The 13,073-nt window shown below is 68.2% G+C and carries 11 protein-coding genes; 2 read left to right on the top strand and 9 right to left on the bottom strand.

Translation table 11 applies throughout. The annotated features are described in order from the left end of the window. The 5 genes from U9977_RS17490 to U9977_RS17470 form a co-directional block, all read right to left on the bottom strand. Nucleotides 1-744, bottom strand: a 744-nt coding sequence (locus U9977_RS17490) for an XRE family transcriptional regulator (RefSeq protein ID WP_322750346.1), incomplete at its 3' end; no start/stop codon positions are given. Between the two features lie 94 nt (nucleotides 745-838). After that, entirely contained in the window at nucleotides 839-2,338 is a 1,500-nt protein-coding gene (locus tag U9977_RS17485) for a protein kinase domain-containing protein (RefSeq protein ID WP_322750345.1), read from the bottom strand. Next, nucleotides 2,335-4,713 carry a transglutaminaseTgpA domain-containing protein gene (locus U9977_RS17480; RefSeq protein WP_322750344.1) on the bottom strand — a complete coding sequence of 793 codons (2,379 nt, stop codon included), beginning with the start codon at nucleotides 4,711-4,713 and terminating at the stop codon, nucleotides 2,335-2,337. Before U9977_RS17480 ends, U9977_RS17485 begins: the two co-directional genes overlap by 4 nt. Further along, a complete protein-coding gene (locus U9977_RS17475) occupies nucleotides 4,680-5,993 on the bottom strand; it encodes a DUF58 domain-containing protein (protein WP_322750343.1) in 1,314 nt (437 codons plus the stop codon). The genes U9977_RS17480 and U9977_RS17475 overlap by 34 nt, the downstream gene beginning before the upstream one ends. Before the next feature lie 6 nt (nucleotides 5,994-5,999). Beyond that, on the bottom strand, nucleotides 6,000-6,971 hold the full coding sequence (locus tag U9977_RS17470; protein WP_322750342.1) for a MoxR family ATPase: 972 nt from the start codon (nucleotides 6,969-6,971) through the stop codon (nucleotides 6,000-6,002). 171 nt (nucleotides 6,972-7,142) lie between these two features. On the opposite strand from U9977_RS17470, the gene U9977_RS17465 reads away from it, so the two are divergent. Continuing rightward, complete coding sequence (locus U9977_RS17465; protein WP_322750341.1) at nucleotides 7,143-9,569, top strand: hypothetical protein; 2,427 nt, start codon at nucleotides 7,143-7,145, stop codon at nucleotides 9,567-9,569. 8 nt (nucleotides 9,570-9,577) lie between these two features. On the opposite strand, the gene U9977_RS17460 is transcribed toward U9977_RS17465, so the two are convergent. From U9977_RS17460 to U9977_RS17445, 4 genes are read right to left on the bottom strand one after another with little or no spacing between them, the layout of a single operon-like run. Continuing rightward, on the bottom strand, nucleotides 9,578-10,333 hold the full coding sequence (locus U9977_RS17460; protein ID WP_322750340.1) for a hypothetical protein: 756 nt from the start codon (nucleotides 10,331-10,333) through the stop codon (nucleotides 9,578-9,580). 2 nt (nucleotides 10,334-10,335) lie between these two features. Further along, nucleotides 10,336-10,581: a zf-HC2 domain-containing protein gene (locus U9977_RS17455; protein ID WP_322750339.1), complete on the bottom strand. Its 246-nt coding sequence runs from the start codon at nucleotides 10,579-10,581 to the stop codon at nucleotides 10,336-10,338. After that, a complete protein-coding gene (locus U9977_RS17450; RefSeq protein WP_322750338.1) occupies nucleotides 10,578-11,207 on the bottom strand; it encodes a hypothetical protein in 630 nt (209 codons plus the stop codon). The genes U9977_RS17455 and U9977_RS17450 overlap by 4 nt, the downstream gene beginning before the upstream one ends. Next, the gene (locus U9977_RS17445; RefSeq protein ID WP_322750337.1) at nucleotides 11,204-11,962 is read right to left on the bottom strand and encodes a GNAT family N-acetyltransferase; all 759 of its coding nucleotides are present in this window, start codon (nucleotides 11,960-11,962) and stop codon (nucleotides 11,204-11,206) included. The genes U9977_RS17450 and U9977_RS17445 overlap by 4 nt, the downstream gene beginning before the upstream one ends. A 201-nt stretch (nucleotides 11,963-12,163) precedes the next feature. Here U9977_RS17445 and U9977_RS17440 point away from each other — a divergent pair, with 201 nt between their 5' ends. Next, entirely contained in the window at nucleotides 12,164-13,063 is a 900-nt protein-coding gene (locus U9977_RS17440; RefSeq protein ID WP_322750336.1) for a nucleotide-binding protein, read from the top strand. The last annotated feature ends 10 nt before the right edge of the window (nucleotides 13,064-13,073 follow it).

Raw genomic sequence — 13,073 nt, 5'->3', positions numbered from 1 at the left:
CATCCCGTCCTGCGGGATGAGCAGGTTGCGGGCGAACTCGTCGCAGCGCACTTCGGAGTCGGTGCGGCGACCGTCAATCCCGTCGACGTGTGCGCCGTCGTCGAAGAGTAGATGCCCGAGCTCGTGCGCTAGTGAGAAACGCTGTCGTTCGCTGACATCGTTGCTGTTCACGAGCACGACCGCGGTATCCCGGTCGGGGTCGACCGCGCACACCCCGGACGCCTCGCCGAGCGGTGCGGTGCCGACATCGACCCCGGTGAGCTCCGCCATGAGCGAAGGGATATTCGGGATGGGAGCGATCCCGAGCCCGAGGTGGTCACGCACAGTGCGCGCTAGATCGATTCCACGCGAGGCAGGTGTGCCCGCCGCTGGCACCGAGATGGCGGCAGGCGCACGGTGCTGCCGGAGTTCGGGAACGACCTGGTCGAGCGCGTTGTCGAACTCGAGCAGCTCCACTGCGTGCTCGAGTGCTGCACTGACATCTGCGCCGGCTGGGGTGCGGGCCGCGGCCAGGACCCGCTCGCGTACCGGGGAGCCGTACAGCAGGTGGTCCAATCGGATGCCGAGCGTGGTTGCAAGAGTGTCCAGAGTTGTCAGCGGTGCACGTGTCGGGATGCCCTTCTCCAGTCGACTCACCATCGCCTGCGGCACACCGGTCAGTTCGGCAAGATCCCGCTGGCTCGTGCCGAGCTGCTTGCGCGCAGCGGCCAGCCGTACCCCCACCGCAACTCGATCAACCTCCATCACCACACCTCCACACTGAATCAGATCTTACCATGTTGATTCAGCTTGCGGGAACAGGCATCACCACCGTCATGATCTATCACCCCCATGAGGGTTAGGAAAGAGGTGGAGTGGCGCCGCGGATGCAGCGGTAGTCGGACCAGGCGTAGGAGCTGACGGCGAGCACGGCGCCGACTCGGAAGCAGTAGCCCCGCGCGGGGTCGAGATCAGAAATCTCGGTCACGGCCGCACCGGGGGGCAACGGCTGCACCGGTACCTGGTGTGAGTCCACGGGAGCCGCCGTCTGCACCACCAGATTGGCGGGCCGCGACCCGTTTCGCCATCTCAGTGTGACGACCGTGCCCATGTCGGTGACATCTGGAGTGCTCGGCCGGACGGCCTGAAGGTCAGCGGACGTGATCGGCGCTGGCGTGGACACCGCCGTGGGGGACGGAGACGGCGTCGGGTTAGGCCGCTGCGGAGCGCGAACGGCTATCACCACAAGTAACACGATGATCACACTGGCGGCCGCCCCGGTCATCCGCAGAATCCGCCGCCGCTTCGACGCACGGGTCTCGTCCGACGGCTCTGCGGCAGGCTTCGGAGGTGCCGGGCGGCCCGGCCGGACCGCGGTGGGCTCCTGCATTGGATCGCTCTCGGGGCGGTCACCATCGGGGTCGATGACGGGGCCTGCTGGCGAATGGTCCGCCGGTGCGGCTTGGGATGGCGGCCGGTCCCGGTCCTCGGGCGTAGCGGTGGCATCCGCTGGCGTGCCGACCGGTTCCGGTGGTATGCGCGGGACGGTGTGGCCGAGGCGTTCATAAAGCTGGCGGAGGTCGGCGGCGAAGGCGTCGGCGGTGGCCGGGCGCTGCGCCGGGTCGCGCGCGAGCGCCGTCCGCAGCAGGTTCTCCACGGATTCGGGCACGTCACCACGGGGCAGCGCGGGAACGTCCTGGGTCAGTGCCCGTAGCACGATACTGGCAGGGTTGTCGCCCCGGCGGTAACCGAACGGCGGCGACCCCGCCAACATGGTGAACAAGGTAGCGCCCAGCGCGTAGACGTCGGTTGCGACCGACGGTTCCTCCCCTTGCAGGATTTCCGGGGCGGTATAGGACGGGGTGAAGGCCTCCTGGCTCGTTGAGCCCTCCATACCCGTCAGGCTGGCGATACCGAAATCGCTGAGGACCGGTTCATCGGTGTCACTGAGCAGAATGTTGCCGGGTTTGACATCGCGGTGGATGATTCCGGCACCGTGCGCGGCGTGCATTGCCCCGGCGATTTTCGCGCCGATGAGAAGGGTTTCGTGTACCGGTATCGGCCCGGCCTGCTGGAGCCGGTCGGAAACCGAGCCGCGGGCCAGATACTGCATGGCGATGAACGGACGCCGCTCCCGGGTCGAGCCGGTCTGAAAAATCGTGATGATGTGCGGATGGCCGGTGAGGCGCCCGGTTGCCCGGCATTCTCTGGTGAACCGTCGTTCCGCGGCGGAGTCCCGAAGATCAGCATTGATCACCTTTATGGCGACAGTGCGGTCCAGACCGACCTGATAGGCGGAGTAGACGGTACTGAACCCGCCCTGCGCGATCGCCGTGAAAGACTGGTAACCGGGAATCATCGATGTCTCCCGCCTCGGACGACCCGGCTGGGCGCGAGCCGTCCCATCATCCGCCGCTGTGCCGGCACGGCCCGCCGCAGCCGGGTGCGCAGGTATTTCTCGTGGAACCATGCCGCGTCCGCCTCGACGGTGGTGCTTCCATCCGCGGCGAAGAGAGCCGTGGTGGCAAGGTTCGCGAGCGTCAGCAGCGACGCCCGGCCGCTGTCCCCGATCGCGGCTGGCGCGAGCCTGACCGTCTCGACCGGGGTCGACGCGGCCGGGATGGCGATGCCTGCGCCCGCCAGCACGTCGACCGTGCTGTGCCAGGCGCCGACCACCCGCTCCCGGGAGGTGCGCGCCGACCGTCGCCGCCGGCGGCGGCGGCGCGCCACCGGAGCCCCCACGGCGACCGCCAGGTAGCCGACGACGACAACGATCACGACACCGCCGAAGGCCAAACCCGCATACACCGACAACGGAGTGTGATGATCAGGTGGCGGGGCCGGTGGTAGTGACGTCGGATGCTGCACGGGCGCGGCTGCCGCGGCACCGACCCGCTGCTCCCGGTCGGTGGACTCCCCCTGCGCCGACGACGCGACCTTGCCACCGCTGCTCTGCCCCTGCTTGGGCGTCGGGTAGAACGGCAGCCAGCCCACACCCGCGAAGTCGATCTCCGGCCAGACCAGCACGTCGCCGGTGTGCACGTCCAATGTGTCGGTAGCCGTGCTCGCCGGCCCACCGGGCAGGGTGAACCCGACCACGACCCGGCTGGGCAGGCCCAGTGTCCGGGCGGCCACCGCGAACACCGTCGCGAACTGCTCGGACGTGCCGGTCCCGCTGTTCTTGGTCAGGAAGTAGCTCAGGTGTCCGTAGGTGTGGCCGGCGGGCGCGGTCCGGTCGTAGGTGAAGTTGGTGCGCAGGTACTGCTCCAGCGCATATGCCTGCTGGAACGGGGTACCCGCCCCGGTGGACGCCTCCCGGGCCGCGTCGCGCACCAGGTCAGGCAGGCCCGGCGGCAGGTAACGAGCCGCGTCGGCGTCGGCTCCGGTGGCCGGCCGCAGGGAGGCGAGTACCGCCTGGTCCGGGATGGCCTGCGGCACCGACGTCACCGTGTACCGGCGGCCGGGATGCAGCGGGACGGTACTGAGCAGGGCGCCGCTGCCGACATCGACGGCCAGACCCGTCCCGTCAAGCCGGACCGGACGGTCCATGGCCGGCAGCAGGACGCCGTCCAGACCGTCGATTTCCACGTCCTGTCGTATCTCTCCGGTACGCGCCGGCTCCCCGGACACCGCCGGAATCCGGCGTCCGGCCGGGGAGAAACGGGCTGAAGACGTCCAGGTCTGGCCGTTGAAACGGTCGAGTACAGCCAGCTGGATGTTCGCCGACACCGACACCGACACCGACGCCGAGGCCGAGGCCGACACGGGCGGTGACGGTGACGGTGACGTACGCACGGTGAACAGCCGCTGGCCTGGACTGCCGAGCCAGGCCGCGACCTCATCCAATGGACTGACCGTGGCCCTCGGGTACAGCGACACCGCGCGTTCGGCACGCACGTCGTACGGGCCGCGGCCGCGCACCGGTGGCAGGCGGGGACCGACGAGGACGGCGGCCGCGGCGACGAGCACCGCCACCGACAGCCCGATCACCGCCCGACCCGGAAACGATCCCGACACCGGCGCTGATCCTGGCCTGGCGCGGCTGCCACCGCGACTGCCGGCGCGACTGCCAGCGCGCCTGCCAGCGGTTGTCGACGGCCGCGCTTCGGCGTGGCGGTACAACGCGAGCAGTCCGGCGGCCACCACCAGACCGGCCGCGACAGGGAGGTTCGAGCCCGGTCCGGGCACGGTCAGTGTCACTCCGACCGCGAAGACCACGACCGCCGGGACGATCGGCAGCAGCGTCGTCCGCGTCCTGGCCACCAGTTCCGCACCGGCACCGGCCGCGAGCCACGTCAGCGCTTGGGGCACCACCAGCAGATCCGGGGAGTCCGGCGCCGGCAGCGTCACCTCCAGCAGTCGGGCCCAGCCGTTGAGCAGTCCGTCGCCGACGGCGGGCAGCACAGCGGGCACGTCCGGCGAACCGTGCCGGAACAGGGTCAACGCCACCACGGCCAGCCACAGCCCGGCCCATGCCAGCACGGACAGCAGTAACGGCACCCGGCGACGGCGGGCCACACCTGCGAACGCCGCCACCGCGAGCACGGGTACGACCGCGGCCACCGCGACCGGGCCGGCGAGCGCGCCCACGGCGAACGCCCGATGGAATGCGCCGCCGGCAAGCCCGGCCGCCAGCGTGACCGCGACGAAGCTCCCTACCCGGGGCAGCGACGCCGTCACCGACGCCGTCGCCGGGGCCGTCACCGCATCCTCCCGGCGGATGTCGCCGGCCACACCGACACCAACGCGGCGGCGTCGGCGACGTCCAGCACATGCAGCCGTCCACCACCTGCGGCAGCCGGTGCCCGGGTCGAATCGGCGGAGTCGGAGTCGACCCCCGTACCACCGACCCGGACCACGATTACGTGCTCGAACCGGCTGACGGCCGGGGCGACCGCCGCCGCCTGCCCGACGTCGACTCCGCCGGTGACCAGGGTCAGTGTGCCGACTCCGCCGCGGCCGAGCCCCCGGACGGCCGCCGTCAGCGCGTCATCCGGGTATGCCGCGACACCGAGACCGGCACCGGCACCGGCACCGGCACCGGAACCGAAACCGGCCGCGTCGAGAGTGCCGGCGTCGCGTTCCACCCGGGCGAGCGCATCCAGGACGACCTGGTCGTCACCGCGCCCGCCCCGGCCCGCCACCCGAACATCCCCCGTGGTCCGTAACCGGACCGGAAACCGGCGCCGGGCCGAGGCGAACAGCACGGACGCGGCGACATCCACCGCGGCGTCGAACGCGCCGTCACCGGCCGCACCGGACGGATAGGCGTACGCCCGGGTGTCCAGCAGAACGGTCGTGACCGGCTCGCTCGGATCGACATGCCGGCGCACCAGCAACGTCCCCGCCCGGGCGCTGGACCGCCAGTGCACATGCCGGGGATCGTCACCGGGCACGTATTCCCGCAGCGCGTGGAAGGTCACGCCACCTTCGGTCCGGCTGTCCACGGACAGTCCGTCGGGGCTGCTGGACCGGGCGGACGCCAGCGGCGTCAGCGGATGCACCACCGGGTGGACGTGGACCACAGCCGCTTCCCCGACCTGCTGCGAGCGTGCCAGCAGGCCGAACGGGTCGGACCTGCGGACGTGCACCGGGCCGACCCGCAGCACTCCCCGACGCGCGGTCGGCAGCGGCACCGCGATCGTGCGCCGCGTCGATCCACCCAGCGAGCGCAGGGGGGTTTCGGTCGCGGTCTCACCGTGCGGCAGGATGATCTGCAGGACCCCGCTCCGCCGGTCGGCGATATTCCTGATCGTCACGCTCGCCATCGCCGCCTCGCCACGACGGACCCGGGCCGGAAGAACCTCGATCTCCGCGCTCAGCCGCGGACGGTAAGCGACCGCGACCGCCGCCGCCAGCAACGCGGCGACACACCCCACCGCCAGCACCGACAGTTCGGCGAACCGCAGCACACCCGAGATCACCGCCAGCACGACCGCGGCGCCGGCCACCCCCCACCCGGTCGGGGTGACGATGCCAAGCGCCGCGCCCGGGTGGCGCCGGGCAGGTGCCACGGCCGGTTACACCCCGGCCAGCGACCGGGGTACCGGCACGGACCCGAGCACCTCACCGACCGCGTCCTCGCCGGTGAAGCCGCGCAGTTCCGCGTCGGCCGCCACCAGCATCCGGTGCGCGAGCACGGGCACGGCAAGCGCCTTGACGTCGTCCGGGGTGACGAAATCCCGTCCAGCCGCGGCCGCCCGGACCTGGGACGCGCGCAGCAGAGCGATGCTGCCGCGCGGGCTGGCGCCCAGCCGTAGCCGCGGCATCGTCCGGGTTGCCGCGACCACGTCGACGACATATTCGTGCACGGTGTCCGCGACATGGGTGCGCGCACCCTGCGCGACCAGCGCCAATACCTCGTCGGTGGACAGCACCGGGCGCAGATCCTCCACCCGGATGCCCGACTGACGGTTACGTAGAATCGCCACCTCGGACTCACGGTCGGGGTAGCCCATCCGAACCCGCATCAGGAACCGGTCCAGCTGCGCCTCGGGCAGCGCATAGGTGCCGTCCATGTCGACCGGGTTCTGGGTCGCCACGACGAAGAAGGGTCGCGGCACCGCATGGGGCTGGCCGTCGACCGTGACCCGCCCCTCTTCCATGACCTCCAGCAACGCCGACTGTGTCTTGGGTGACGCCCGGTTCACCTCATCGGCCACCACCACATGGGCGAACACCGGCCCGGGATGAAACCCGAACTGAGCGGTCCCCTGGTGGTAGACGGTCACCCCGGTGACATCGGACGGCAGCAGATCCGGGGTGAACTGGATGCGGTGACAGGACGCCTCCAACGACGCCGCGATGCAGCGGGCCAACGAGGTCTTGCCCAGCCCCGGAACATCCTCGATGAGCAGATGCCCGCCGGCGAACAGGCAGGTCAGCGCCAGCGAAACCGCCTCGGTCTTGCCCCGCACCACCAGCTCGACGTTGTCGACGACAGCCTGAAACGCCGCCGCGAAATCGGACGGATCACCACTGCCGGTTGGCATCGTGGACACCATGCTCTCCTGTCAGACAGTTCCAGGTTTGGCCCCCCGTGAGCGCTGCGGCGCTATACCGTCTCAGCGCCAGCACGATAGCGCGACAGCTACTTCGGCATGGTGCCGCATCTCGGGTGATGAGATCCTGAAGCCCGACCCACTGCTACCCGAGGGGACGGTATGGATCTTTTCGTCGGCCGGGAAGCCGAGTTGACAGAGGCGTTACGCCTGCTCTTCATCCGGGGCGAAGGGTCGGTGATCGACCTTGTCGGTGTTCACGGCCTGGGTAAGTCCATGCTGATCCGACAGCTGGTCAGTCGGGTTGAAGGCGCCAACCGGGTATACATCTTCAACGAGGACATGTCCGCGTTCCGGCGGGAAGGATTCCGGGACGCCTACGGCCCCCGCGCCTCCACCCCCGTCCTGTGGGAGACATTCGCGCGAACACGAGAGCTGATGCTTCGGGTGACCGATCGTACCCGAGCTCGGGAGTTCGCTGGTTTCCGCCAGCTGTGCGAGCGTGAGGCCCGGCTGCTCGGCGGTGCACCGAAGACCGAAACGGGTGTGCGCGACACCCCCGAGAGCGACGACCAGGAAACGGTGAAGGCTCGGATCCGCCAGTCGCAGTCGGCCATTGACGACGCTTTCGTCAGCGGCTGGGCGGAGTGGAGCCGGCGTCGGCACATCCTGATCACCATGGATTCGTTCGAACGTATCGTCGACGACGAGATGGGTCACTGGCTGGCGCGTATGGCGCTGCGCCTGACCAACACTCTGGTCGTCATCGCCCGGGTGCCCTCACCGCACACGTTCTCGACCGGATCGGATCGCTGGTACGTCCGGGCGCTGCCCTATCTGTCTCGCGACGAAGTCGTCCTCTACCTCGACCAGACCTTTGACGGTGCACTGCGGCCAGGTGTCGCCGATGTCGTCCACGATTTCACGGCGGGACATCCCGGTGGCCTGTCGCTGGCGGCGAAGCTGGTCAGCGAGACGGGTCCGGACAAACTGGAGGCGTCGGACCTGCGGCGAACTCTTCAGCGGCTACCGGACGATCCGTGGGAGAAATGGGCCGGCCTCGTCCGACTGATCATCGACGCCGTCCGGGACACCCGGCTGTCGAAGGCCGTCCATGCCTGCGCTGTGGTGAACACCTTCGACGAGCCGCTACTCGCCGAACTGCTGGCAGAAGGCGACGACGGGTATCCCGATGTGGGAACCGTCATTCAGACGCTCAAAGGATACGGCATCGCCGAACAGCTGGTCGCGGTCGCCGACGAACCGTCCGACCGTTTCCGCCTGCACGAGTTCATCCGGCTTTCCCTGAGCCGCGAACTGCGGACAATGCACCCCCGCATCTGGCAGGACCTGCACCAGCAGGCCGCCCAACATTACTTCCGCCTCGTGTCGGAATGGGAGGACGAAACCACCGGCACCTACAGCTCCTGGTATCGCTACGAACACCCCCGCTGGCAGGCCTACAAGCGGGAGTGGTTGTTCCACGCCCGGCGGGTGTCCCGGAACCGCACGATCACCCGGGCACGTTTCGCGCTCGTGTTCCTGGAAGCTTTCTGGTGGTGGGGGTGCTACTGCCCGTTCGACTACAACCGGCAGCTGCTGGAGGACTGGGAACGTACCTGGCACCAGGAGGACTCGCTCGCCGGGAACGTCGGCTCCGTCGCGACCGCAACCCAGCGTAACCCGGACGATCAGTTGGGCGAAGCGCTGGGCTTTGTGCTGGACCATTATCCGCCCGGGTACCTCAAGACCGACGCTCCCTGGAACGACATCCGTAACCGGCTTCTCCTCGTCCAACGCCTTTGCGGGCTGGGCCGTGGCGCGCGTGTTGACGCCACTGCGGAAGAAGAACGGGAGCTGCTGCGAGTCAATGGCCTGATCAGGATATTTCTCGCGCACACCAGGCGATTCCGTGACCCGGCAGACCTGGCCGCGAACCGTTACTACAAAGAGGCGCTGGCTGTTTTTGAGGAACTCGCGGACGACTGGAGCGTCGCCTGGTTGCTCTTCGAAACCGCGGACCTCGCGCTGGAACGGGAGGCTCTGGAGGAGGCGGTCACCCGTATCACCGCCGCGGCGCAACGCCTGAAACGGCTCGCCGCGCAAACAGATGACTGGGACGAGGAGTTGATCGCGAACCTCTTCCGTGTGCGGGCGGATGTGTACTGGGCATCAGGGAAGACCGACGAGGCATTCGCCGACTACCATCGTGCTGTCGTCCACGCCTATCGGTTCATGGGTGTCCCGCACCCTCCGGACAATTACAACCTCGTTTTCTACGAGGAGATGACGATCCGGACGGTAAGTCGCCTGTGCGAGATCTTCAATCGCTCCGGTGTCGATGAGGCAAAGCGACGGGCCGAGCTGACCGGCAGTCAGCTTTCGGGTGGTGAGCGAACCGGCACAGATGATGTCCACCGAATGTTCGACCGTTCGGACATACGCGCCCTACGCGTCTGGTTGTTCCCGCGCGGGCCGGAACCCGCCGAGTTGAGGTCAGCGGACTCCGCCTTCATGGACGACTGGAGCGTCTTCGACGAGGACGAGCCACCGTCGGACGCCGATGTCGAGTCCCTTGCCTCCGGATAGCGGCTGCGTCACGGCGCCGACGAACCGGCTGGGGTGGGTAGTCCGAGCCGGGTCGCGAGCCACGACGCCTGCCAGCGGCGTTCATCGAGGTAGGGGTCATCGAGGTGGACGGCGTCGAGGTGGGCTGCGTCGAGGTGGGCTGCGTCGCCGAGGATGGCGCTGCGCTGGTTGGCGGCGCGTGCCGCGATGTAGGCGAGTGCCGCGGGAGGGTCGACGTCGAGCGATTCAAGCGCGTCGATCACGTATGCCGACAACAGGTTGGCCGTGGAACCGGGATCCTGCACAGCTGCCTCGATGCCCGCGCGAGCATGCTCGTCGAGCGTGTCACCCTTTCCCTTCTGGCCGATTCCGTTCTGGCCAAAAGCTGCCGCCGCGGCCTCGATGCTCTCGGCAAGCGCGGCCAGGCCGGCGCCGCGCAGTTCGGCCGCCGCATGGTAGGCGACCCGGCAGACGCAGGCGACACTGAATTCCCGGGCAGCCGCCCGCGTCCATTGCTCGACCCGCGTGCCGAGCCGACCGCGTCTGGCCACGACCTTGTTCTCGTGGATGACGAGCGGGCCGTCGAGGTCTATCCGCCAGAGTTCCTCGGTGAGCCAGTAGGGCAGGTCCTCGACCCGGCAGGCGTGGATACCGTCCCTGCACGGCACCACATCTCCGGCTCCGGCATTGACCTCGGCGTCAACCCAGGTTCCCGGCACCGTCCCCCAGTCATAGCCGGTGAACGGGCCCGTCCCCGCCGGACGGAGGAACTTGTAGTAGCTCATCGTCACGTATCACGAACCCGTTCGACCGCTGCGGCTAGCCTGTCCGCCAGCCCCGCGGGAACCACCACGGTGGCCGCCGCCGTCAACGCCGCCAACGATCGTCGCACCCGGTCACTGTAGGCAAGACACGGCGGGCAGAAAAGCAGATGCTGTTCGAACGCATTCTGATCACTGTCGGTCAGCTCTGCGTCGTACCAGGCGCCCACCAGATCGAAAATGACCTCACAGCTGACGTCCCTCGCCCTCATCGGCGCTCAGCCCCGGAATCGACGGCCCTGCACTCTTCATCGAGGTAAGCGACGTAGGCCTCCCGGGCGCTGTCGAGAAGTCTGCCCTGGTCATCGGGTTCCGTACCCGTGATGGGAGCGGCCTCGGTCGCCGACAGCTTTGCCGCGTCCCGAAGAATGAGCAGCGTCCGCTGGTTCAGCGCAAGGCGACGCACCGCATGACGCACCTGTTCGGCTGTGGGCACCCAACCGGCTGGCCAGGACGGGACGTCAACGTTCCACCATCCCGCCCAGCGGTCATCCGGCGGCAGAAAGAAGCCCGCTCGCGATGGCTCTGGCTCTGGCTCTGGCGATCTCGCGGTGGCACTGTCGGCCGTGGCGGCGGCGTCATCGAGTTGGCCGTCCTCCCGCATCAGTCTGAGGACCGCGCCGAGCAGGGCGACCCGAACCGGTGGATCCGGGTCGGCCACCACCACGGCAACGGTGTCGAGCCAGGCGCGTTCGACCACCGCGACCACCGCGACGGCTTCGGGACACGCACCGACCGCCTCCGCGAGCAGCACCGCAAGCGCGTGGTCGGTGTTCATCAGCGTGTCGACGGCCGCGCCATCCCCCCTGGCGAGTGCGGTTCGCAGTGCTCCGGTCACCTGCTGACCTCGATGAACCTCGGTATCTCCGCCACACGATCAAGCGGCCACAACGGGAGCCTGCCGTCATCGCCCCGCTGGCAGAACTGCCGTAGCACCTGGTAGTCAGGGTCGGCGGTGAGCACCTCGCTCCCCTCGCACAGCTCGAAGTACTCGTCGAGGAAAACGCTCACGATCTTTGCCGACACGGTCTGCGCGGTCTCGCCGAGGCAGATCAGCAGCATGTCGAAGACCCGTGGCACGCCAGGCCGCAGGGACGGCTGAAAGAACGGCATGGGGACAAGCGTGGAGCCCGTCCGGTGGTACAGCCTGAGCCGCGCGTCGGGGTCGCCGTAGACATTCGGCTGGTGAAAACGCGGATCCTCGATCTCGGCGATCACCAGAGACGGCCCGATGGCTGCCCGCCATCGGGGGATGACGTCGGTGAGTAGGGTCTGACCGATGCCCCGGCCACGCGCCTCGGGCCGCACCGCGATATAGCTGAGCAGGAGTACCCCTGATCGGGGATAGATCTCGCCCAGCATTCCCCCCAGCGGGGTCTCGCCGTCGAAGACCAGCGCGCCGGGACCCAAATCGCCGGCAGCGGCCTCACGCAGCTCGTCCCAGGTAATGAGTTCATCCGGTGGGAAGGCCGGTGTCAGCACCTCTGCGTAGAAGGCCTCCAGCGCTGGCTCGCTGACCTCGGACAATTTCATGATCTTCAAACCGTTCTGGGCACGAGCGCCGATCCACTGGGTCTCCCCTGGCCTGACCACCCCCTCATCTTCACCTGTTCGTCAGCACCTGACCAGCACCCGGCCGATCCAGCAGCCGCTTGATCGGCATCCATCGGATCAACGTGCACCGGACGAACGTCCACCGCGGTCCACCGCTTATACCCGTCGCATACGGCGTGCACCTGCCCAGGTACGGCGGAGTAATCTGGCCGGTGTCAATGGGAAAGGACGTGGCTGGGAATGCCGAAGGCTACAGTCAGCATGGCTGTCCGAGTGCCGGACGCTCAGCTCGTGAGCGCCTATGACATGTGGTACGAGTTCGTGAAAGACGCGTGGGATGACGGCCACGGCCGTGGCCACGATGACGTTGAGATCTCCGTCGTCGCGCTGGAGTTGTATCCATCGGGGATGCCCGCCCGGCCCGTCGCCCGTCGCCTGGCCACGCCCGACGGGAATGCGCTGGTGTTCCGGCCGGAGTGGTTCAGCAGGTATGACCCCGAGCAGTCCGAACATGGCAAGATCATCCTTAGCGGGCCCCGGCGTGAGGTCTTCGATTTTTCCTTCGACTACCGCTTCCGCCCGCCGCGGGCGACGCTGGTAGTCGATTTACCGGACGAACGGATGTCCCGTACGATTCTCGACGTGATCGGCGATTCGACTTCGGTGGTACCACGTGCGCGCCAGCCCGAGGCGGCTGACGAAGGATGGGCGGGCGGCACGACACATCCGACGATTTTCATTGGACACGGCGGGCCGAACGAGATGTGGCGCATACTCAAGGACTACCTGGCCGAGTTCGGTTACCGGGTGGTGACCTTCGAGAGCGAATTCCGTTACGGCCGCTCGGCAGCAGACGTCGTATGGGAGATGCTTCAACAGGTGGACTTCGCGTTACTCGTCCACACCGCTGATGACGAGACGAAGCTCGGCACCGTCCGGTCGCGCCAGAACGTGGTACACGAGACCGGGCTGTTCCAGGGCAGGCTGGGCTTTGAAAAAGCGATCATCGTCCGGGAAGAAGGCGTTGAGGAATTTTCCAACCTCGCCGGAATTCAGGAGATCAGATTTCCCAGCGGGAGTATAGGGGCAGCCTTCGGCGAGGTTCACCGCGCCCTGCGCGGCGTTTTTCCCGCCCGCTGACCCGCCCGCT

The sequence above is a fragment of the Protofrankia sp. Cas8 genome, from assembly GCF_963555845.1.
Classification (GTDB): domain Bacteria; phylum Actinomycetota; class Actinomycetes; order Frankiales; family Frankiaceae; genus Protofrankia.
Note: the sequence above shows the minus strand (reverse complement) of the source record. Positions and strands in the feature narration are given on the sequence as shown.